20 protein-coding genes and 1 other RNA gene are annotated in these 20,395 nt (G+C 69.0%); 17 read left to right on the top strand and 4 right to left on the bottom strand.

All coding sequences use genetic code 11. The features are described 5' to 3' along the window. The first annotated feature begins 13 nt into the window (after nt 1–13). The 6 genes from rpsI to RAN53_RS05905 all read left to right on the top strand — a co-directional run bounded on the left by rpsI (nt 14) and on the right by RAN53_RS05905 (nt 4,551). Nucleotides 14–403, top strand: a complete 390-nt coding sequence (rpsI, locus tag RAN53_RS05930; protein WP_305795894.1) for a 30S ribosomal protein S9 — start codon at nt 14–16, stop codon at nt 401–403. Between the two features lie 217 nt (nt 404–620). Further along, nucleotides 621–1,220 (top strand): ubiquinol-cytochrome c reductase iron-sulfur subunit, encoded by a 600-nt coding sequence (petA, locus tag RAN53_RS05925; RefSeq protein ID WP_305795893.1) that lies wholly within the window; start codon nt 621–623, stop codon nt 1,218–1,220. After that, a complete protein-coding gene (locus tag RAN53_RS05920; protein WP_305795892.1) occupies nt 1,220–2,479 on the top strand; it encodes a cytochrome b in 1,260 nt (419 codons plus the stop codon). The genes petA and RAN53_RS05920 overlap by 1 nt, the downstream gene beginning before the upstream one ends. Continuing rightward, entirely contained in the window at nt 2,479–3,246 is a 768-nt protein-coding gene (locus RAN53_RS05915) for a cytochrome c1 (protein WP_305795891.1), read from the top strand. Before RAN53_RS05920 ends, RAN53_RS05915 begins: the two co-directional genes overlap by 1 nt. Nucleotides 3,247–3,385: 139 nt before the next feature. Next, nucleotides 3,386–4,012, top strand: coding sequence for a stringent starvation protein SspA (gene sspA / locus RAN53_RS05910; protein WP_305795890.1), 627 nt, complete (start codon nt 3,386–3,388; stop codon nt 4,010–4,012). A 50-nt stretch (nt 4,013–4,062) separates the two neighbouring features. Beyond that, complete coding sequence (locus tag RAN53_RS05905; RefSeq protein ID WP_305795889.1) at nt 4,063–4,551, top strand: ClpXP protease specificity-enhancing factor; 489 nt, start codon at nt 4,063–4,065, stop codon at nt 4,549–4,551. Between the two features lie 161 nt (nt 4,552–4,712). Here the strand turns inward: RAN53_RS05905 and RAN53_RS05900 are convergent, their stop codons facing one another. From RAN53_RS05900 to RAN53_RS05885, 4 genes are read right to left on the bottom strand one after another with little or no spacing between them, the layout of a single operon-like run. Continuing rightward, nucleotides 4,713–5,294, bottom strand: a complete 582-nt coding sequence (locus RAN53_RS05900; RefSeq protein ID WP_305795888.1) for a BON domain-containing protein — start codon at nt 5,292–5,294, stop codon at nt 4,713–4,715. Beyond that, nucleotides 5,291–5,884, bottom strand: coding sequence for a phosphoheptose isomerase (locus RAN53_RS05895; protein WP_110281837.1), 594 nt, complete (start codon nt 5,882–5,884; stop codon nt 5,291–5,293). The genes RAN53_RS05900 and RAN53_RS05895 overlap by 4 nt, the downstream gene beginning before the upstream one ends. Nucleotides 5,885–5,908: 24 nt before the next feature. Next, on the bottom strand, nt 5,909–6,277 hold the full coding sequence (locus RAN53_RS05890; protein WP_305795887.1) for a YraN family protein: 369 nt from the start codon (nt 6,275–6,277) through the stop codon (nt 5,909–5,911). Then, the gene (locus RAN53_RS05885) at nt 6,261–8,012 is read right to left on the bottom strand and encodes a penicillin-binding protein activator (protein ID WP_305795886.1); all 1,752 of its coding nucleotides are present in this window, start codon (nt 8,010–8,012) and stop codon (nt 6,261–6,263) included. Before RAN53_RS05885 ends, RAN53_RS05890 begins: the two co-directional genes overlap by 17 nt. A gap of 51 nt (nt 8,013–8,063) precedes the next feature. On the opposite strand from RAN53_RS05885, the gene rsmI reads away from it, so the two are divergent. The 11 genes from rsmI to murG all read left to right on the top strand — a co-directional run bounded on the left by rsmI (nt 8,064) and on the right by murG (nt 20,394). Next, nucleotides 8,064–8,927 carry a 16S rRNA (cytidine(1402)-2'-O)-methyltransferase gene (gene rsmI / locus RAN53_RS05880; RefSeq protein WP_305795885.1) on the top strand — a complete coding sequence of 288 codons (864 nt, stop codon included), beginning with the start codon at nt 8,064–8,066 and terminating at the stop codon, nt 8,925–8,927. Between the two features lie 262 nt (nt 8,928–9,189). Next, an RNA gene (gene rnpB / locus RAN53_RS05875) (RNase P RNA component class A) lies at nt 9,190–9,542 on the top strand. 75 nt (nt 9,543–9,617) lie between these two features. Continuing rightward, nucleotides 9,618–10,571: a 16S rRNA (cytosine(1402)-N(4))-methyltransferase RsmH gene (rsmH, locus tag RAN53_RS05870; RefSeq protein WP_305795884.1), complete on the top strand. Its 954-nt coding sequence runs from the start codon at nt 9,618–9,620 to the stop codon at nt 10,569–10,571. A gap of 60 nt (nt 10,572–10,631) precedes the next feature. Continuing rightward, complete coding sequence (gene ftsL, locus RAN53_RS05865) at nt 10,632–10,955, top strand: cell division protein FtsL (protein WP_305795883.1); 324 nt, start codon at nt 10,632–10,634, stop codon at nt 10,953–10,955. Continuing rightward, the gene (locus RAN53_RS05860) at nt 10,952–12,673 is read left to right on the top strand and encodes a peptidoglycan D,D-transpeptidase FtsI family protein (protein ID WP_305795882.1); all 1,722 of its coding nucleotides are present in this window, start codon (nt 10,952–10,954) and stop codon (nt 12,671–12,673) included. The genes ftsL and RAN53_RS05860 overlap by 4 nt, the downstream gene beginning before the upstream one ends. A gap of 42 nt (nt 12,674–12,715) precedes the next feature. Beyond that, nucleotides 12,716–14,218 carry a UDP-N-acetylmuramoyl-L-alanyl-D-glutamate--2,6-diaminopimelate ligase gene (locus RAN53_RS05855; RefSeq protein WP_305795881.1) on the top strand — a complete coding sequence of 501 codons (1,503 nt, stop codon included), beginning with the start codon at nt 12,716–12,718 and terminating at the stop codon, nt 14,216–14,218. Further along, nucleotides 14,218–15,585: a UDP-N-acetylmuramoyl-tripeptide--D-alanyl-D-alanine ligase gene (locus tag RAN53_RS05850; RefSeq protein ID WP_305796076.1), complete on the top strand. Its 1,368-nt coding sequence runs from the start codon at nt 14,218–14,220 to the stop codon at nt 15,583–15,585. The genes RAN53_RS05855 and RAN53_RS05850 overlap by 1 nt, the downstream gene beginning before the upstream one ends. A 9-nt stretch (nt 15,586–15,594) precedes the next feature. Next, a complete protein-coding gene (gene mraY / locus RAN53_RS05845) occupies nt 15,595–16,677 on the top strand; it encodes a phospho-N-acetylmuramoyl-pentapeptide-transferase (protein WP_305795880.1) in 1,083 nt (360 codons plus the stop codon). Continuing rightward, the gene (murD, locus tag RAN53_RS05840) at nt 16,677–18,089 is read left to right on the top strand and encodes a UDP-N-acetylmuramoyl-L-alanine--D-glutamate ligase (protein WP_305795879.1); all 1,413 of its coding nucleotides are present in this window, start codon (nt 16,677–16,679) and stop codon (nt 18,087–18,089) included. Before mraY ends, murD begins: the two co-directional genes overlap by 1 nt. Then, the gene (gene ftsW, locus RAN53_RS05835; RefSeq protein ID WP_305795878.1) at nt 18,086–19,309 is read left to right on the top strand and encodes a putative lipid II flippase FtsW; all 1,224 of its coding nucleotides are present in this window, start codon (nt 18,086–18,088) and stop codon (nt 19,307–19,309) included. Before murD ends, ftsW begins: the two co-directional genes overlap by 4 nt. Next, nucleotides 19,306–20,394: an undecaprenyldiphospho-muramoylpentapeptide beta-N-acetylglucosaminyltransferase gene (murG, locus tag RAN53_RS05830; RefSeq protein WP_305795877.1), complete on the top strand. Its 1,089-nt coding sequence runs from the start codon at nt 19,306–19,308 to the stop codon at nt 20,392–20,394. Before ftsW ends, murG begins: the two co-directional genes overlap by 4 nt. Nucleotide 20,395: the final 1 nt, after the last annotated feature.

Raw genomic sequence — 20,395 nt, 5'->3', positions numbered from 1 at the left:
GGGAATCTTCGCCATGACACAGCAGTATTACGGTACCGGGCGCCGCAAGACCTCTACCGCCCGCGTCTTCCTGAAGCCGGGCACCGGCAAGATCACCGTCAACAGCCGTGAGCTGGACCAGTACTTCGGTCGCGTCACCGGTCGCATGGTGGTTCGCCAGCCCCTCGAGCTGACCGAGACCCTGGGCCAGTTCGACGTCTACGTGACCGTCAAGGGCGGCGGTGGCTCCGCTCAGGCCGGCGCCATCCGCCACGGCATCACGCGTGCGCTGATGGTCTACAACGAAGACTTCCGTGCGCCGCTGCGCGAGGCGGGCTACGTGACTCGTGACGCGCGCCAGGTCGAGCGTAAGAAGGTCGGTCTGCGCAAGGCGCGCCGCCGTCCGCAGTTCTCCAAGCGCTGATCGCCAGCCGCCTTGGAATGCTCAACGCCCGGGTTTATCAACCCGGGCGTTTCTTTTTCTAGGTCAACAATTTGTGTTCAGCATGCCACCTTAGTCACGGTCCTTTTCCTTGTGCGGGGCGGCTCGATTTCTTAACATGTACCGCATTTGGTGTCCGTGTTCGCGGGGATGATGCCCGTGATGGATCAACGGGTAAGCTGATGGGAGAAACCTTGAAATGGCAGATAACGGCGTGAACAAGGGTCGGCGCCGTTTCCTCGTGGGTGCCACCACCGTTGTAGGTGGGGTTGGTGCCGTCGGGGTTGCGGTCCCCTTTGTGGCTTCCTGGCAGCCGAGTGCCAGGGCGAGAGCGGCGGGTGCGCCGATTCAGGCCGACGTGTCCAAGCTGGAGCCGGGTCAGCAGATGACCGTGGAGTGGCGTGGCAAGCCGGTATGGATCGTGAACCGTACTCCGGAGATGATCGAGCGCACCGAAAGTGTCGATGTTTCGCGACTGGCCGACCCCGATTCGGAAGTGCCCCAGCAGCCCGCCTATGTGACGGGACCGCTGCGGGCCATCAAGCCCGAGATCGGTGTGTTGATCGGCATCTGTACCCACCTGGGCTGCTCGCCTCTGTTCAAGCCTGATCCCGATGCCGACGATGTGGGCACCGACGAGTGGCCGGGCGGCTACTTCTGCCCCTGTCATGGTTCGCGCTTCGACCTGGCGGGCCGGGTGTTCCGCAACGTGCCGGCTCCCACCAACCTGGAGGTGCCGCCTTACCGCTTCGAGACCGACGACATCATTGTCGTTGGCGAAGACGAGGAGACTGCCTGATGGGTAACCCGAACAAGCCGATGGCGGAGAAGGGGGTCATGCGCTGGGTGGATGAGCGCTTCCCCGCGACGCAGATGTGGCAGGAGCACCTGTCCAAGTATTACGCCCCGAAGAACTTCAACTTCTGGTACTTCTTCGGCTCGCTGGCGCTGCTGGTGCTGGTCAACCAGATCCTCACCGGCATCTGGCTGACCATGAGCTACAACCCCACCGCCGAGGGCGCCTTTGCCTCCGTCGAGTACATCATGCGCGACGTGGAGTGGGGCTGGCTGATTCGCTACCTGCACTCCACCGGTGCCACGGCCTTCTTCGTGGTCGTCTACCTGCACATGTTCCGCGGCCTGCTCTACGGCTCCTACAAGGCGCCCCGCGAACTGGTGTGGATCTTCGGCATGGCGATCTACCTGGCGCTGATGGCCGAGGCCTTCATGGGCTACCTGCTTCCCTGGGGCCAGATGTCCTACTGGGGTGCCCAGGTCATCATCTCGCTGTTCTCCGCCATTCCGGTGATCGGTCCCGACCTCACCCAATGGATCCGCGGTGACTTCCTGATCTCCGGTATCACCCTCAACCGCTTCTTCGCCCTGCACGTGGTGGCCCTGCCCATCGTGATCCTGGCGCTGGTGGTGCTGCATATCATCGCTCTGCACGAGGTCGGCTCCAACAACCCCGACGGCATCGACATCAAGCAGAAGAAGGATGAGACCGGCAAGCCGCTGGACGGCATTCCCTTCCATCCGTACTACACGGTGAAGGATATCGTCGGCGTGGCGGTGTTCCTGTTCGTCTTCGCGGTGGTGATCTTCTACTTCCCCGAGGGGGGCGGCTACTTCCTCGAGAAGCCCAACTTCGAACCGGCTAACCCGCTGAAGACGCCGAACCATATCGCGCCGGTGTGGTACTTTACGCCCTTCTACGCGATCCTGCGCGCGATCAACTTCTCGTTGTTCGGCCTCGACGCCAAGCTTCTCGGCGTGATCTGCATGGGGGCGGCCATTGCGGTGCTCTTCGTGCTGCCCTGGCTTGACCGCAGCCCGGTGCGCTCCATTCGCTACAAGGGCTGGATGTCCAAGGTGATGCTGACGCTGTTCGCCATCAGCTTCGTGATCCTGGGCGTGCTCGGGGTGTTGCCGGTCACCGAAGGGCGCACTCAGCTGTCACAGCTGTGCACCGTGATCTACTTCGCCTTCTTCCTGCTGATGCCGCTCTACACCAAGCTGGAGAAGACCAAACCCGTTCCGGAAAGGGTGACTGGCTAATGAAAAAGCAACTGTTCGCACTGCTCTTCGCGCTGGTGCCTGTCACGGCGATGGCCGCGGGAGGCGCAAGCGTCCCGCACTCCATGACACCGGACCTCCAGGACAAGGCGTCGCTGCAGAACGGCATGCAGCTCTATACCAACTACTGCATGGGCTGCCACTCCCTCGAGCACCAGCGCTTCGCGCGGGCCGCCGAGGACCTGAACATGCCCCAGGACCTGGTCGAGGAGAACCTGATCTTCTCCTCCGACCTGGCCTTCAACGACCAGATGCATATCGCCATGAACAGCGGTGATGCCGAGGCCTGGTTCGGGGCGCCGCCGCCCGACCTGACCCTGGAGTCGCGCCTGCGCGGCACCGACTGGATCTACTCCTACCTGCTCTCGTTCTACAAGGACCCGAGCACCGGTACCGGGGTGAACAACACCGTCTTCCCGCTGGTGGCCATGCCCAACGTGCTGGAGCCGCTGCAGGGGGTGCAGGAGATGGTCTGCGCCGAGACCGACCGCCCGGTGGAGGGCGCCGAACTCGATCCGCTGACCGGCAAGTATCAGTCCTGCGAGACCCTGCAGGTCACCCAGCCGGGTGAGCTGGAACCCGAGGAGTTCGAGGAAGCGGTCTACGACCTGACCAACTTCCTGGCCTACGTCGGTGAGCCCTCCAAGCTTCAGGCCCAGGCCCTGGCGCCCAAGGTGCTGATCTTCATCTTCATCTTCGGTGTCATCGCCTACCTGCTCAAGCGCGAGTACTGGCGCGACATCCACTGATCCACCGCGGGTGGACACTGCGGGGGCGCACGGCCATCGGCCATGCGCCCCCGCGACGTATGTGCCGGGTGAGACGCTCCCCCGCGGAGCGCTGCCCGCGTGCTATCATAGCCGTTCGATTTGATGCGAGGATTGTTTCATGGGTGTAGTGGCCAAGCGGTCGTCGATGATCTTCTATTCCGGGGGTGCCGATCACTTCAGTCATCGGGTGCGTATCGTGCTCGCCGAGAAGGGTGTCGCGGTGGACATCGTGGACGTCACCCAGGACCAGCCCCCCGAGGAGCTCGCCGACCTCAACCCCTACAACAGCGTGCCGACCCTGTTGGATCGTGATCTGGTGCTGTATGAGTCCAAGGTGATGATGGAGTACCTGGACGAGCGCTTCCCGCATCCTCCGCTGCTGCCGGTCTACCCGGTGGCGCGTGCCCAGAGCCGCCTCTGGATGCATCGCATCGAGCGCGAGTGGTGCCCGCTGGTGGAGCAGATCGAGCAGGGGGCCAAGAAGGAGGCGGACAAGGCGCGCAAGGAACTGCGCGAGAGCCTGGTGGGTATCTCGCCCATCTTCGAGGACATGGCGTTCTTCATGAGCGAAGAGTTCACCCTGGTGGACTGCTGCCTGGCACCGATCCTGTGGCGCCTGCCGGCGCTGGGCATCGAGCTGCCCGAGAAGCAGGTGGGCCCGCTGCTCGGTTACATGGAGCGGGTCTTCGAGCGTGATGGCTTCAAGGCTTCGCTGAGTGAGCGCGAGCGCGAGATGCGCAGCTGATACACTTCCGGTCGCCTGCGGGCGGCCGTTCAACGGAGGAGGGCCAGACGATGGATTCCAGTCGTCCCAACCTATCCAGTCGCCCCTACCTGGCCAGGGCCCTGTTCCAGTGGCTGCTGGACAACGATCTCACCCCGCATATCGTGGTCGATGCGGAGCATCCCGAGGTCGAGGTCCCGCGGCAGTTCGTGCAGAACGGTCAGATCGTCCTCAACCTGTCGCCGACCGCGGTACGCGATCTCGCCATGGAGAACGACGCGATCAGCTTCGGGGCCCGCTTCGGGGGCCAGCCCATGCGGGTGATGGTGCCGAGCGACGCCCTGGTGGCCATCTATGGTCGCGAGAATGGCGTGGGCATGGTCTTCGGCCATGAGCCGGTGATGCCACAGCCCGTCGACGCCGGCGACGAGGAGGCGCCGACGCTGACCGAGGTGGAGAGCGGCGACGACGCCACGCCAGAGGAGACCCCCCCGGCCGCGGATGGCGAGGGCAGCCGCCGCCCGCCCAGGGGCAAGCCCTCGCTACGTGTGATCAAGTAGCGTGTGATCAAGTAGCGTGTGATCAAGTAGGTCCGATCAGGCGCTGACAACGCAGAACGGCAGGCCCTCGGGCCTGCCGTTCTGCGTTGGGGGCTTGTCGCGGTGCCCGTCGGGCACGCCGGTCAGTCGAGCCCGTCAGTCGAGCCCGTCAGTCAAGCCCGTCAGTCAAGATAGTCGAATACCTTGACGATGCGCTGCATGCCGCCCAGCTGCGAGACCGCCTGGACGATGCGTTCGGCCTCGGCGCGGGTCACGATGCCCATCAGGTAGACGCTGGCGTTCTCGGTGATCACCCGGATGCGGCTCGCATCGATGCGCTCGTTGGCCGCCAGGTGGGTGCGGATACGCGTGTTGAGCCAGGTGTCGGCGAGCCGCTGGCTGGCGGGCAGGTTGCCGGCGATGGTGAGTTCATTGTGAATGGTGCGCACGTTGCGTACCTCGCTCGCCACTTCGTTGGCCAGGGTCTTGAGCTCCTCGCTGGGGACCTGGCCGGTGAGCAGCACCACGCCATTGTAGCTGTCGACGTTGATCCTGGCATCGCCCAGGCGGGCGTCGGTGCGGCCCAGGTTGTGGCTGATCTTGGTCTCGATGCTCTGATCCTCGACCTGGGTGCCGGCGGTGCGCTTGCCGTAGTTCTCGTCGATGGTGCCCTGGTGCGTCACGCTGGTCACGGTGGTGCAGCCGGCGAGGCTCAGGACGGCGGACAGCAGCAGCGCGCTGAACAGGGGGGTGCGTGTCGTCATTCACTTGCTCCAAAGAGTTGTTCGTCGATCAGGTCGCAGAGGCAGTGGATCACCAGCAGGTGGACCTCCTGGATGCGCGCGGTGGAGGTCGCCGGGACGCGGATCTCGCAGTCGTCCTGGCCGAGCAGCGAGGCCATGTTGCCGCCGTCGCGTCCGGTCAGGGCCACCACCGTCATGTCGCGGTCATGGGCGGCCTGGATGGCCTGGATGACGTTGGCCGAGTTGCCGCTGGTGGAGATCGCCAGCAGGATGTCGCCGGGCTGGCCCAGGGCGCGCACCTGCTTGGAGAAGACCTCGTTGTAGCTGTAATCGTTGGCGATGGAGGTCAGGGTCGAGGTGTCGGTGGTCAGGGCCAGGGCGGGCAGGCTGGGCCGCTCCCGCTCGAAGCGGTTGAGCAGTTCCGAGGAGAAGTGCTGGCTGTCGCCGGCGCTGCCGCCGTTGCCGCAGGCCAGGATCTTGCCCTCGCTGACCAGGCACTGGACCATCATCTGGCTGGCTACCTCGATGAAGGGCGGCAGCACTTCGCTGGCGTAGGTCTTGGTGTCGATGCTGGCGTTGAAGTGGCCGAGAATGCGCTGCTGGAAATCCATGCTGAGTCGGGTTCCTCTGGCGAGTTAGTAGGCATCGAAGGCGTTGACCACCCACTGGATGTCGAGTTCGGGGGGCAGGCCGGTCACGGCCACCACATCGAAGCGGCAGGGACATGATAGCCGGTTGCGCTGGAGATAAAAACGCGCCGCCCGGACCAGGCGGCGCTGCTTGGTGGTGGTGATGGTCTCGAGGGGGTGGCCGTGGCGGATGTCGGCCCGGTGGCGCACCTCGACGAAGACCAGGGTCTCGCCGTCACGCATCACCAGATCCAGCTCGCCACCCTTGGCGTGCTGGTTGGCGGCCACCGGCGTCAGGCCGCGCTCGACCAGCCAGGCCGCGACGAGGCGCTCGATGGCCTCGCCGCGGGCCCGGGCGTCACGGGGACCGCTCATCACCGAAGAGTCCGGGAATCAGCACCGGCTGAGGGACGCCGTTGACGAACCGGGCCCAGGGCAGCAGGCGCTGGATGCGGCCGTCGGGCCCCGGCCGCAGGGTGCCGGTGGCCCCGAACAGCTCGCTGCCCGAGAGCAGCTGGAACTGGGGCAGCCGCAGCGCCAGCTCGAGGGCGTCGACCCCCATGGCGTTGAGGCGGAACAGATTGGGATCCGACTCCTCGCGCAGGGCACGGTAGCTCGCGGTGAAGGGCAAGGCGTCTTCGCCGCCCACGGCGGCATCGGGAATCTGCCAGGGGATGTCGAGGAACAGCACGTCATCCAGGTCGGCGTCGAGGCGCGGGTTGAGCCTCCCGCTGAACAGGTGCGAGGTGGCATACACCGGCAGGTCGGGGGCGCCGTAATAGTCCAGGGTAGGCGGCACCTGGCGCGCGTAGTCGGGCAGCGCCAGCATGAACAGCGCGTCCGGGCGCGCCTCGGCGATGGTGCGGCGGGTGCTCTCGGTGGCGGAGGCGCCGGGATTGTAGCGTACCGCCCGGGTGACCTCGCCGCCCTGGGCGCGCCATTCGTCCCAGAAGGCCTCGCCGACGCGGCGCCCCCAGTCGTTATCGGGTACCAGCAGGGCGGCGCGGCGGTGGCCGTCGCGCCAGGCCCGCTGGGCGGCCTGTTGGGCCTCGTCCTCGGCGGATAGGCCGTACTGGAAGAGGCCCTCGGGGTTATTGCCGCTGGCCGTTCCGTAGTTGAGTGCCAGGGTCGGCAGCGGCACCCGGTCGCGGCGCTGGAGCTCGCTGACCCGGTCCTTGTCGAGGGGGCCGATCACTACCTGGGCGCCGCGATTCTCGGCCTCCCGGTAGAGCGACTCGAGGTCGCCCGAGGTGCCATCGATGAAGCTCAGGCGGACGTCGGCACCGTTCGACAGGCGATGGTGAGCACGAATGCCGGCGGCGACGGCCTCGGCGATTCGGGCCAGGGGGCCGGATTCGGGCAGCAGTACGGCGATATGCTGCACCTCCTGGCCGCTGAGTTCGCGCAGCGCCAGCAGGTCTGCCGGCAGTCGGCGGGCCGCCGGGTGGCGCTGGTTGCGGCTGCGCCAGTCATCCAGGCGCAGGAACAGCCGCTCGATATCGCCACCGCCGCTGCGTACCGTCTCGCTCAGCTCGACCCAGCCGCGGGTCAGCGCACCTCCCTGCTCGCCGAGCCGGGTCAGCCGGCGCCCGTCGAGCCCCCCTAGGGCGCGCCAGATGGGGTCGTTGAGCGCCTCATCGTCGGATTCTGCCTGCACCGCCAGCAGCGCCACGGCCGCGTCGAAGGGTTCATCCACCTCGAGCAGGGCCAGACCCCGCTGCTCGCGCAGGGCCAGTGCCTGGCCACGATTGAGTTCGAGGCCGTCGAGGTCCTGGGTGGCACGGATCACCGCCTGGGGGTCGCCTTCGCTCTCGCCGAGATCGGCCAGCAGCAGCGCCCAGCGTGCCCGCTGCTCGCCGGCCAGCCGCGCATCGTCGATATTGCGGGCGATCTCGAGTGCCTGGGTACGTTCCCCCTGGCGTGCTAGGATGTCTGCCGCATCCAGCCGTGTGCGGGCCGCCTGGGTCGGTTCCTGCTGCTGGGCCTGCTCGAGCAGGCTCGTGGGATCGTCATCGGGGACGCGCTCGATGATGCCCGGCTGGTAGGCGCAGCCGGCCAGCAGCAGCGCGAGGAGCGCAGTGGCCAGCAGGCCGCGTGTGAGTGTGAGCATGAATCCTTCCTTTCTTCATCCGTCGTACCGGGAGCCCGCCGAGGAGGCGACGTGTCAGAACCGAACTCAGCGTCATTGTACGTGGTCGCCACGCCGATTGGGAATCTGGCCGACCTGAGTCCGCGTGCCGCCGCGGTGCTCGGCGAGGTGGCGCTGGTCGCCGCCGAGGATACCCGGCACACCGCGCGATTGCTGCGCCATCTGGGTCTGCAGGTGCCCCTGCTGTCGCTCCACGAGCACAACGAGGCGGCACGGATCGAGCGCGTCGATGCGCACCTGGCCGCCGGCGAGTCGATTGCCCTGGTCTCCGATGCGGGTACGCCGCTGATCAGCGATCCCGGCTTCGTGCTGGTACGCGAGTTGCGTGCCAGGGGGCGACACATCGTGCCGCTCCCCGGTGCCTGCGCGCTGGTGACCGCGCTTTCGGCCGCGGGGCTGCCTACCGACCGTTTCACCTTCCATGGCTTCCTGCCGGCCAAGGGCGGGGCGCGCCGAGCGCAGCTCGAGGCCCTGTCGGCGCGCACCGAGACCCTGGTCTTCTACGAATCGCCACACCGCATCCGCGATACCCTGGCCGATATCGGCACGGTGTTCGGTGAGCGTCGCCTGGTGCTGGCACGGGAGTTGACCAAGGCCTTCGAGACTTTCCTGTCGGGCAGTGCCGCCGAGCTTTCCCGGTGCATGGAGGAGGACCCCAACCAGGCCCGCGGTGAGTTCGTGGTGATGGTGGCCGGTGCGCCGCCTCGCGAACAGGGTGCCGGCGCTCAGGTGGAGGGGGAGGCGCTGCTCGCCGCGCTGCTGGCCGAGGGCGTCGGCGTCAAGCAGGCCGCAGCGGTGGCGTCGCGGCTGCTGGGGGGCGCCAAGAAGGCCTGGTATGCCCACGCCCAGACCCTCAAGGACGAGGCTTCCCGCTGAGGAAAGGTGGCTTGGGGCCGTTCCGTCGGCAAGCCTGCGAGGGGGCGCTGTAACCCTGTCCTTGGGCGCTACTGATGCCCTTCTGCGCTCTCGCGTCCCGCTCCGCTTGCAGGTCCGGTGCTGGCCATCCATGGCCAGCCCGTTCGGAGCACTGCTCCTCACCCCTGGCATAGGACCCCCTCTTCGGCTTGCCCCCGGCGCCCCTCGCGTTGGAATGCACTGCTTGTTGAGAGGGTGTCGGGGCACTGGTATCCTTGCCGCGGGAGTCGGCCAGACAGTCGCCGCCGGAGTGATCCGGGGGAGGAAAGTCCGGGCTCCACAGGGCAGAGTGCCAGGTAACGCCTGGGCGGCGCGAGCCGACGGAAAGTGCAGCAGAGAGCAGACCGCCTACGTCTCCCTCGGGAGGCCGGTAAGGGTGAAAGGGTGCGGTAAGAGCGCACCGCGCGCCTGGTAACAGTGCGTGGCACGGTAAACCCCACTCGGAGCAAGACCAAATAGGAACCCGCTGGCGTGGCCCGCGCCGGGTTCGGGTAGGTTGCTCGAGGGTCGTGGTGACGCGACCCCTAGATGAATGACTGTCCTCGACAGAACCCGGCTTATCGGCCGGCTCCCCCTTTTTCAGTGTCAGAGTTGTTCAGTTTCAGACCGGCGGCGGAACTCTCCGTCGCCTTACCGTGGATCGAGAAGCCCATGCCGTCCGCCCCTGATACCCCTCCGCAGGGTTTTCGCCACGCCAGCGTGCTGCTCGACGGTGCGGTCGATGCCCTGGTCCACGATCCCGATGGCGCCTACCTGGATGGCACCTTCGGCCGCGGCGGCCACTCCCGGGAGATTCTCGCGCGTCTCTCGCCCCGGGGCCGTCTGCTGGCCATCGATCGTGATCCTCAGGCGGTCGCCGAGGCAGCCGCCATCGAGGATTCGCGCTTCGCCATCCAGCGTGCCGAATTCGCCCGCCTCGGCGAGGTCGCCGAGGCGCATGACCTGCACGGCCGCCTGGCCGGCGTGCTGCTCGACATCGGCGTCTCATCGCCTCAGCTCGACGATCCCGAGCGCGGTTTCAGCTTCCTGCGTGACGGTCCGCTGGACATGCGCATGGACCCGACCCGGGGCGAGAGCGCGGCGGGCTTCATCGCCCGGGCCGGCGAGGCCGAGCTTGTGCGGGTGTTCAAGGAATACGGCGAGGAGCGCTACGCCCGGCGCCTGGTCAGGGCCATCCTCGAGCGGCGCAGCGAGCGACGCTTCGAGCGCACCGCCGACCTGGCCGAGGTGGTCAAGACCGCGCACCCCGCCTGGGAGAAACACAAGCACCCCGCCACCCGGGTGTTCCAGGCCCTGCGCATCCAGGTCAACGGCGAGCTCGAGCAGCTCGACGCGGCGTTGGAAGCGTCCCTGGAGGCCCTGTCGCCGGGGGGGCACCTGGTGGTGATCAGCTTCCATTCCCTGGAGGATCGCCGGGTCAAGCGCTTCATCCGGCATCACGTGCGGGGCGACACCCACCTGCCGCGGGGTATCCCGATTCGCGACGAGCAGCTCGAGCGCCGCCTCGAGGCGGTCGGCAAGGCCCGGCGGCCCGGGGAGGCGGAGGTCAAGGAGAACCCCCGCGCGCGCAGTGCGGTGATGCGAGTGGCGCGCAAGCGCTATTGAGCATGGGATACATCATGCGTCATTACATGCGTCATTACATGCGTCATTGAAGGAGTCGGCATGACACAGGGACGGTCGTTTACCGCACGCCTCGCCTGGCCCTCGGCGCTGCGCCTGAACCCGCCGGCGCTGCTGGTGATGCTGCTGCTGGTCGCCTGCCTGGCGAGCGCCCTGGCGGTGATCGCCATCAGCCACCTGACCCGCGAGGAGTACGCCGCCCTGCAGCAGCTCGAGCGCGAGCAGCAGCAGCTGCAGACCGAGTGGGGACAACTGCTGCTCGAGGAGAGTGCCTGGTCGTCGCCGGCGCGGATCGAGCGCCTGGCCGTGGAGCGCCTGGAGATGCGCCTGCCCGGCGTGGATGAGGTGGAGGTGATCCGGCGATGAGCACCGAGGTTCGCAGCGGCGTCTCGCCGCGCCATCCACCGCCCGGTGCGCCCATGGGGCGGCTGCGCTATGTCGTGATGCTGGGGCTGGTGCTGCTCGGGCTGGGGTTGCTGGTGGGGCGCGTGGTGATCCTGCATGTGGTCGACCGTCCCTTCCTCCAGGGGCAGGGCGACGCACGCACGCTGCGCACCGACTCGCTGCCCGCCCACCGCGGGATGATCGCCGACCGCCACGGCGAGCCGCTGGCCATCTCCACCCCGGTGGTGACCCTGTGGGCCAATCCCCAGGATGTGCCCGACGACCCCATTCAGCGCGTCCAGCTGGCCTCGGCGCTGGGCATGGAGCTGGAGGCCTTGAACGAGCGCCTGGCGCGCTATGCCGAACGCGAGTTCATGTACCTGCGCCGCCAGTTGACCCCCGAGGCGGCCCAGCGGGTCCTCGACCTGCGCGTGCCCGGCGTCTATGGCCAGGACGAGTACAAGCGCTACTATCCGGCCGGCGAGGTGGCCGCCCAGCTGGTGGGCGTGACCAACGTCGATGACGTGGGCCAGGAGGGGCTCGAGCTTGCCTACCAGCCCTACCTGGCGGGTACCCCCGGGCTGCGGCGCGTGCTCAAGGATCGCCGCGGGCGCCTGGTGCGTGACCTCGAGGTGCTGCGCGAGGCCAAGCCCGGTGGCGAGCTGACGCTATCCATCGACCAGCGTCTCCAGTACATGGCCTACCGCGAGCTCAAGGCCGCGGTGGCCGAACACGATGCCGACGGTGGCGTGGTGGTGATGCTGGATGCTCGCACCGGCGAGGTGCTGGCCATGGCCAACCAGCCCTCCTACAACCCCAACAACCGAGCCGGCCTCGACCCCCAGGGGCTGCGCAACCGCGCCATCGTCGACCCTTACGAGCCCGGCTCGGTGGTCAAGCCCCTGGCCATGGCGGCGATGCTCGATGCCGGCGACCTGTCTCCCGCCACCGTGGTGGATACCTCCCCCGGGTGGATGCGCATCGATCGCTTCACCATCCGCGACGTACGCAACTACGGCGAGCTGGATCTCGCCGGCATCCTCGAGAAGTCCTCCAATATCGGCATGTCCAAGCTGGTGCTGCGCTATGACGAGCCGGTGGTGCCCCGGCTCTATCGCCGCCTGGGCTTCGGCCAGGCACCGGGCACCGGCTTTCCCGGCGAGGCGACCGGGGAGGTGCCGTCCCCGGTGCGTTGGTCGAGCAGCCAGTGGGCGGCGCTCTCCTACGGCTACGGGCTCTCGGTCACGCCGCTGCAGCTGGCCAGCGCCTTCACCGCCATCGCCAACGACGGCCGCCTGCTGCCGCCGTCGCTGCTGCGCCTGGATGCGCCCGTCGCGGGGGAGCAACTCATCGCGCCCGCGGTCGCCCGTCGGGTGCTGGCGATGATGGATGAGGTCGTCGAGCCGGATACCGGTGCCCGGCGCGCCGAGGTGCCGGGCTATCGGGTCGCCGGCAAGACCGGCACGGTGCGCAAGACCGGCGCCGGCGGCTACCAGGAGAACGCCTATCGCGGCTTCTTCGTGGGCATCGCCCCGGTCAGCAACCCGCGCATCGTGGCGGTGGTCATGATCGACCATCCGCGCGGCGACTCCTACTACGGGGGGGCGGTGGCGGCGCCGGTGTTCTCGCGGGTCGCCGGGAGCGCCCTGCGCCTGCTCGATGTGCCCCCCGACCAGCGTGACGTCCCGGAGACCGAATGATCATGCTCCCCTGTCAACCGACCGCCTGAAGCGAGCCCTGCCATGTCGATAACGCTGTCCCGCCTGGACGCCATCCTGTCGCGGCTCTGGCCGGATCACGAGTTCGCCCCGCATGCCGAGGGGGAGACCCGCTTGCAGACCGACAGCCGGCAGGTGGCAGCGGGCGATGTGTTTGTCGCGGTACCCGGCGTCACGGTGGATGGGCGCGACTTCATCGACACGGCCCTGGCCGGCGGCGCGACGCGGGTGCTGTGCCACTCGGGTGACGGCCGCGGCTGCCTCGATGACCCCCGGGTGGTACCGCTGGCGGGGCTGCGCGAGCGCCTGGGGGAGCTCGGCCGCCTGCTCTATGGCGTGCCCGAGTCCCTGGCGCTGGTCGGGGTCACCGGCACCAACGGCAAGAGCTCGGTGACCCATTACATCGCCGAGCTGAGCCAGGCGCTGGGCGTCGATGCCGCGGTGATCGGTACCCTGGGCCATGGCCGCCCCGGCGAGCTGGTCGACACCGGCCTGACGACGCCGGGGCCCCTGGCGCTGCAGGCATCGCTTGCCGAGCTCGCCGGCGACGGCGTCACGCGGGTGGCCATGGAGGTCTCCTCCCATGCCCTGGAGCAGGGGCGCCTCGAGGGCTGCCGGGTGCAGGCCGCGGTGTTCACCAACCTGAGTCGCGACCATCTCGACTACCACGGCAGCATGGCCGCCTATGCTGCCGCCAAGGCGGGGCTGTTCCGGCGGGCCGAGCTCGAGCTCGCCGTGGTCAACGGCGACGACCCCCTGGCCCGGCTGATGCTGGCCGGCCTGCCCGCCGGCGTGCGTGTGCTGGCCACCGGGCATGACGAGGCGGTGACCCTGCGCGTGCTGGAGCGCTTCCCCCATGCCACCGGGCAGCGGGCCCTGGTCGCCACCCCCCAGGGCGAGCGCGAGCTGTCGCTGCCGCTGGTGGGCCGTTTCAACCTCGACAACGTGCTGCTGGCCATGGCCACGCTGCTCGGCCTGGGTCACGACCTCGAGGCGCTCTTCGAGGCGGCGGCGCACCTCGCGCCGGTGCCCGGGCGCATGGAGATCCTGGCGTGGCCCGGGGCACCCACGGTGGTGATCGACTACGCCCATACCCCGGATGCCCTGGACAACGCCCTCGCGGCGCTGCGCGACCACCTGCCCGGGCGTGGCCGGCTGTGGTGCCTGTTCGGCTGTGGCGGCGATCGCGATCCCGGCAAGCGTGCTCCCATGGCCGCCGCCGCCGAGCGCCATGCCGACCGCCTGGTGGTCACCGACGACAATCCCCGCGGCGAGGCGCCGGCCTCCATCCGCGAGCAGATGCTGGCCGGTCTGAGCGAGGCGGCTCGCGAGCGGGCCTGGGATATCGCCGGGCGCGGGGCTGCCATCCGCCGCACCCTGGGCGAGGCGGGCCCCGACGATGTGGTGCTGATCGCCGGCAAGGGTCACGAGGCCTACCAGGAGATCGCCGGCGTGCGACACCCCTTCGACGACCGTGAGGTGGCCGTGCAGGCGCTGGCGGCTCGCGGCAAGGAGGAGGGGGCGTGATGAATCGCTGCGGGCTGTCCAACCTGGCCGAGGTGGCCGAGGCCCTGGGGATCGCAACCCCGGCCGATGACCTGCCGGTCGAGGCGATCGTCACCGATACCCGCAAGGTGGCGGCGGGGGCGCTCTTCGTCGCCCTGCGCGGCGAGCGCTTCGATGCCCATGATTTCCTGGCCGAGGCCCGCGAGGCGGGGGCCGTGGCCGCCGTGGTCGAGCGGGCGGTGGATGTCCCGCTGCCCCAGCTGGTAGTGGCCGACACCCGCCTCGCCCTGGGGCTGCTGGGCCGAGCGCGTCGTCGCGCCTGGGGTGGCCCGGTGGTGGCGGTCACCGGCAACAGCGGCAAGACCACCGTCAAGGAGTTGCTGGCCGCTATTCTCGGCCGCCGGGGGCCGGCCCTGGCCACCCGTGGCAATCTCAACAACGATTTCGGGGCGCCGCTGACCCTGCTCGAACTGACCCCGGCCCACCGCCAGGCGGTGGTGGAGCTGGGGGCCAACCACCTGGGCGAGATCGCCTGGACGGTGAACCTGGCCGAGCCTCGAGTGGCAGTGATCACCAACGTCACCGGTGCCCATGTCGGCGAGTTCGGGGGCATGGGCCGTATCGCCCAGGCCAAGGCGGAGATTCTCGCCGGCCTGCCCGCGGACGGCGTGGCGGTGCTCAATCGCGACGACGCCTACTTCGCCACCTGGCGCCGGCTGGCCGCCCCGCGGGAGGTGCTGGACTTCGGGCTGGGGGAGGGCGCCAGGGTCACGGCGCGCTCACTGGTCGCCGACGCCCTCGGACGCTATGCTTTCACGCTTGTCGTCGACGGCCACGAGCTCGGCGATGTCAGGCTGCGGCTGATGGGACGCCACGGCGTGGCCAATGCCCTGGCCGCGGCGGCCGCGGCCCTGGCCATGGGGGCCTCCGCCAGCGATGTGCTGGCAGGCCTCGCGGCGGTCGAGCCCATGGCCGGCCGCCAGGCCGTGGTGGCCGGCATCCGCGCCACGCGAATCATCGATGACAGCTATAACGCCAACCCCGGTGCGGTGAAGGCCGCACTCGAGCTGCTGGGCAGCCTGCCAGCGCCGCGCTGGTGCCTGCTGGGCGCCATGGGAGAGTTGGGAGAGGCGTCCGCGGCGTTGCATGCCGAGATCGGGCGCCACGCACGGGAACTGGGGATCGACTTCCTGGGCACCCTCGGCGAGGCGGCACGCCCCGCCAGCCATGCCTTCGGCGAAGGCGGGTGCCATTTCGACGGCCGCGAGGCGCTGGTGCGCCACGCGCTGGATCATCTTCCCCCCGGCGCCAGCGTGCTGGTCAAGGGGTCGCGGAGTGTCGCCATGGAGCAGGTGGTGGCGGCACTGCGCGAGGACACAACACGGTGAACGTGATACATGCTTCTCTATCTGGCTGAATTTCTGGCGCAGTACTTCAGCGCCTTCAACGTCTTCGAGTACCTCACCTTGAGGATGATCCTCGCCACCATCACCGCCCTGGTGCTCTGCCTGTGGCTCGGTCCGGTGATGATTCGCCGCCTGGTCGAGGGGCAGATCGGCCAGGCGGTGCGCGACGATGGTCCCCAGTCGCACCTCTCCAAGGCGGGCACCCCGACCATGGGTGGCGCCATGATCCTGATGGCCATCGCCGTCAGCACCCTGCTGTGGGCGGACCTGGCCAACCACTACGTGTGGGTCGTGCTGGCCGTGACCCTGGGCTTCGGTGCCATCGGCTGGGTCGACGATTACCGCAAGGTGGTGGAGAAGAACCCCCGCGGCCTGCCGGCCCGCTGGAAGTATCTCTGGCAGTCGTTGATCGGCCTAGCGGCGGCGGTGCTGCTCTATGTCACCGCCGCCTCGCCGGTGGAGACCAGCCTGATCGTGCCGCTGTTCAAGGAGTTCGTGCTGCCGCTGGGCCTCTTCTACGTGGTGCTCACCTACCTGGTGATCGTCGGTAGCTCCAATGCCGTCAACCTCACCGATGGCCTCGATGGCCTGGCGATCATGCCCACCGTGCTGGTGGCCATGGGGCTGGGGATCTTCGCCTATGCCAGCGGTAATGCGGTGTTTGCCGAGTACCTGCAGATCCCGGGGATTCCCGGGGCGGGTGAGCTCGCCGTGTTCTGTGCCACCATCGCCGGTGCCGGCCTGGGCTTTTTGTGGTTCAACACCTATCCGGCCCAGGTGTTCATGGGCGATGTGGGGGCGCTGGCCCTGGGCGCGGCCCTCGGCGTGGTGGCGGTGATCGTGCGCCAGGAGATCGTGCTGTTCATCATGGGCGGCATCTTCGTGATGGAGACCGTCTCGGTGATCCTGCAGGTGGCGTCCTACAAGCTCACCGGTCGTCGCATCTTCCGCATGGCGCCGCTGCACCACCACTACGAGCTCAAGGGCTGGCCGGAGCCGAGGGTCATCGTGCGCTTCTGGATCATCACCGTGGTGCTGGTGCTGATCGGGCTGGCCACCCTCAAGGTGCGCTGATGCAACGCGACGCTACCGCCACGCCCGCGCCCCGCATTCCGGTGCCCCGTGGCACTACCCTGGTGGTGGGGCTGGGACTCTCCGGTCGCGCGATCTGCCGCCATCTGGCGCGGCGCGGTGTGCCCTTCATGGTCGCCGACACCCGGGAGGCGCCGCCCGGGCTCGACGACTTTCGCGCCACCCATCCCGGTGTCGCGGTGCACCTCGGTCCCCTCGAGGCGCTCGACCTCGAGGCGGTCGAGGAGGTGGTGCTGAGTCCCGGCATCGACCCGCACACGGCGGGGCTCGAGGCGCTGGCCGGCCGGGTCAACCCCGCCACCGGCGAGCCTCGGATGGTCGGCGAGATCGCGCTGTTCGTGCGCGCGGCGACGGCCCCCATCGCCGCCATCACCGGCTCCAATGCCAAGTCCACCGTGACCACCCTGGTCGGCGAGATGGCGCGTGAGGCGGGGGTCAGGGTGGCCGTGGGCGGCAACCTGGGGACCCCGGCCCTGGACCTCCTCGACGAGGTGCCCGACGCCGGCCTCTTCGTGCTGGAGCTCTCCAGCTTCCAGCTCGAGACCACGCCGCGGCTGGGCGCCGAGAGTGCCGCCTTCCTCAATCTCTCGGAGGACCACCTGGACCGTCATGGCGACATGGCCGGCTACCGGGCCGCCAAGCTCGCCATCTTCCGCGGCGCCCGTCACGCCGTGGTCAATGCCGACGACGCCCTGACCTGGCCGACGGGGGAGGTGCCCGTCGTCGACCGCTTCACCACCGGGCAGCCCCAGGGCGACGACTGGGGCGTGGCCGGCCGTGCCGATGGTGACTGGCTGATGCAGGGCGAGTCGCCGCTGATGCCCGTCGCCGCCATGCGCCTGGCCGGCCGTCATCACCAGGCCAATGCCCTGGCGGCCCTGGCCATGGGCCATCGGCTCGGCTTGCCGCTGTCGGCCATGCGGGCGGTGCTCGAACGCTTCCCGGGGCTGCCCCACCGCAGCGAGCTGGTCGCCGAGGCGGGTGGCGTGCGCTGGATCAACGACTCCAAGGGCACCAACGTGGGCGCGACCCTGGCGGCCATCGCCGGGCTCGGGCCCACCCTCGACGGCCGACTGATCCTGCTGGCCGGTGGCGTGGGCAAGGGCGCCGACTTCACGCCCCTGGCCGAACCCCTGGCGCGTTTCGGCCGCGAGGCGATCCTGTTCGGCGCCGATGCCGGGCGCCTCGAGGCGGCTCTCGCCGGGCGGCTGCCGGTCACCCGGGTCGTCGACCTGGCCACGGCCCTGGCGCGGGCCGCGACCATCGCCCGGCCGGGAGACGCCGTGCTGCTCTCGCCGGCCTGTGCCAGCCTCGATCAGTTCGCCAACTACCAGGTGCGTGGCGACGCCTTTCGCGACTGGGTCCACCGCCACCTGGCGCAGGAGGGAGCATGATCCGACTGGCCCGACTCCGTGAGGGACTCTCGACCCGTGACCACCCCGTCGACGGCTGGCTGCTGGTGGCCGCCCTGGCACTGCTGCTGGTCGGTTGGGTGATGGTCACCTCCGCCTCCACCGGCGTGGCGGCCAGCCTCACCGGCAACCCCTGGTACTTCAGCATTCGTCACGGCATCTTCCTGCTGGTGTCGATCACGGTGGCGACCGGCGTGCTGCGCGTGCCGCTGGGCTGGTGGAAGGCCAACGGGCCCCTGCTGCTGCTGCTGGGAGTGCTGCTGCTGGCGCTGGTCCTGCTGGTGGGGCGCGAGGTCAATGGCAGCAGGCGCTGGCTGTCGATTCCCGGGGTGCCCTTCAATGTCCAGGCCTCGGAATTCGCCAAGCTGTTCCTGATCGTCTATCTGGCCGGCTACCTGGAGCGCTTCCTGCCCCAGGTGCGTCGCCACTGGGGGGCCTTCCTGCGCCCGCTGGTGGTGCTTGGCCTGTTCGGGGTTCTGCTGATCCTCGAGCCAGACTACGGCGCCGTGGTGGTGATGACCGGCTGCGTGATGGGCATGCTGCTGATGGCCGGTGCGCCCTGGGGCCGCTTCCTGCTACTGGCGCTGCTGGTGGCGGCGGGTGGCGCCCTGCTGGCCATCGCCGAGCCCTACCGACTGGCGCGGCTGACCAGTTTCGTCGACCCCTGGGCCGACCAGTTCGCCAGCGGCTACCAGCTGACCCAGGCGCTCATCGCCTTCGGCCGCGGCGGCTGGCTGGGCGTGGGGCTGGGCAACAGCGTCCAGAAGCTCTTCTACCTGCCCGAGGCGCATACCGACTTCGTGTTCGCCGTGCTGGCCGAGGAACTGGGGCTGCTGGGCGCCGTCTGTGTCATCGGGCTGTTCGCCCTGTTGGTGTGGCGTGCCATGGCGGTTGGGCGTCGCGCCGAGTTGGCGGGCCGGTCATTCTCCGCGTATCTGAGCTATGGCATCGCGCTGGTGATCGGCGCCCAGGCCTTTATCAATATCGCGGTGAGCAGCGGCATGCTGCCCACCAAGGGGTTGACCCTGCCGCTGCTCAGCTATGGCGGCTCCAGCCTGCTGGTATGTACCTGCATGGTGGCGATGCTGCTGCGTGTCGATATCGAGACGCGGCGTGAACAGCGGCGCCGCTCCCCGGCGGCCCCGCGCCCGGTGGCGGCCGTCGGCTCGCCCACGCTGGCCAGACAAGGAGTCGAGCCATGAGCGAATCCAACCCTCGCCGGGTCCTGGTCATGGCCGGCGGTACCGGTGGCCATGTGATCCCCGCGCTCTCCCTGGCCCGTGGCCTGCAGGCCCGTGGCGTGGAGGTGGCCTGGCTCGGCAGCCCGCGAGGCATCGAGAACCGCCTGGTGCCGGAGGCGGGCATTCCCCTCCATCGCATCGCCGTGGCCGGCCTGCGCGGCAACGGCGCGGCCGGCTGGCTGCTGGCGCCCTTCAACCTGACCCGGGCGGTCTGGCAGGCGTGGCGGGTGATCCGCGAGTTCGACCCCCAACTGGTGGTGGGACTGGGTGGCTTCGCCAGCGGCCCCGGTGGGCTCGCCGCCTGGCTGTCGCGGCGCCCGCTGGTGATCCACGAGCAGAACGCCGTGGCCGGGCTCACCAATCGTGCCCTGGCGCGGCTGGCGCGGCGGGTCTATGCGGCCTTCCCCCAGGCCTTCCGGGGTCGCGGAGAGGTGATCGGCAACCCGGTGCGCGATGAGATCGCCGCCCTGGGCGAGGCCCCGCACGGCGCCGCCGAGATGGCCGGGCGTCCGCTGCGCCTGCTGGTGGTAGGTGGTTCCCTGGGCGCCCGGGCATTGAACGAGGGCCTGCCGGCGGCCCTGGCCCGGTTGCCCGAGGCGCTCAGGCCCCAGGTTCGCCACCAGGCGGGTCGCGACAAGGATGCCGTGACCCGGGAGGCGTATGCCGAGCAGGGGGTGGCCGCCGAGGTGGTGGCCTTCATCGACGACATGGCCGCGGCCTACGCCTGGGCGGACCTGGTGGTGTGCCGGGCCGGCGCCCTGACCGTGGCGGAGCTCGCCGCCGCGGCCAAGCCGGCGCTGTTCGTGCCCTTCCCGCATGCCGTGGACGACCACCAGACCGCCAACGCCAGGGCGCTGGTGGAGGAGGGCGCCGCCGAGCTGCTGCCCCAGAGAGAACTCAGCGCGGCGACGCTGGCCGACCGGCTGGCGGCGCTGCTCGACCCCGACACCCTCGCCACCATGGCGTCGCGGGCCCGTGCCTGCGCCCATCTCGACGCCGTCGAGCGCCTGGTGGCCGGCTGCATGGAGACAGGTTTTGAGCGATAGC

The organism is Halomonas sp. SSL-5, assembly GCF_030708455.1.
Taxonomy (GTDB): domain Bacteria; phylum Pseudomonadota; class Gammaproteobacteria; order Pseudomonadales; family Halomonadaceae; genus Halomonas.
Note: the sequence above shows the minus strand (reverse complement) of the source record. Positions and strands in the feature narration are given on the sequence as shown.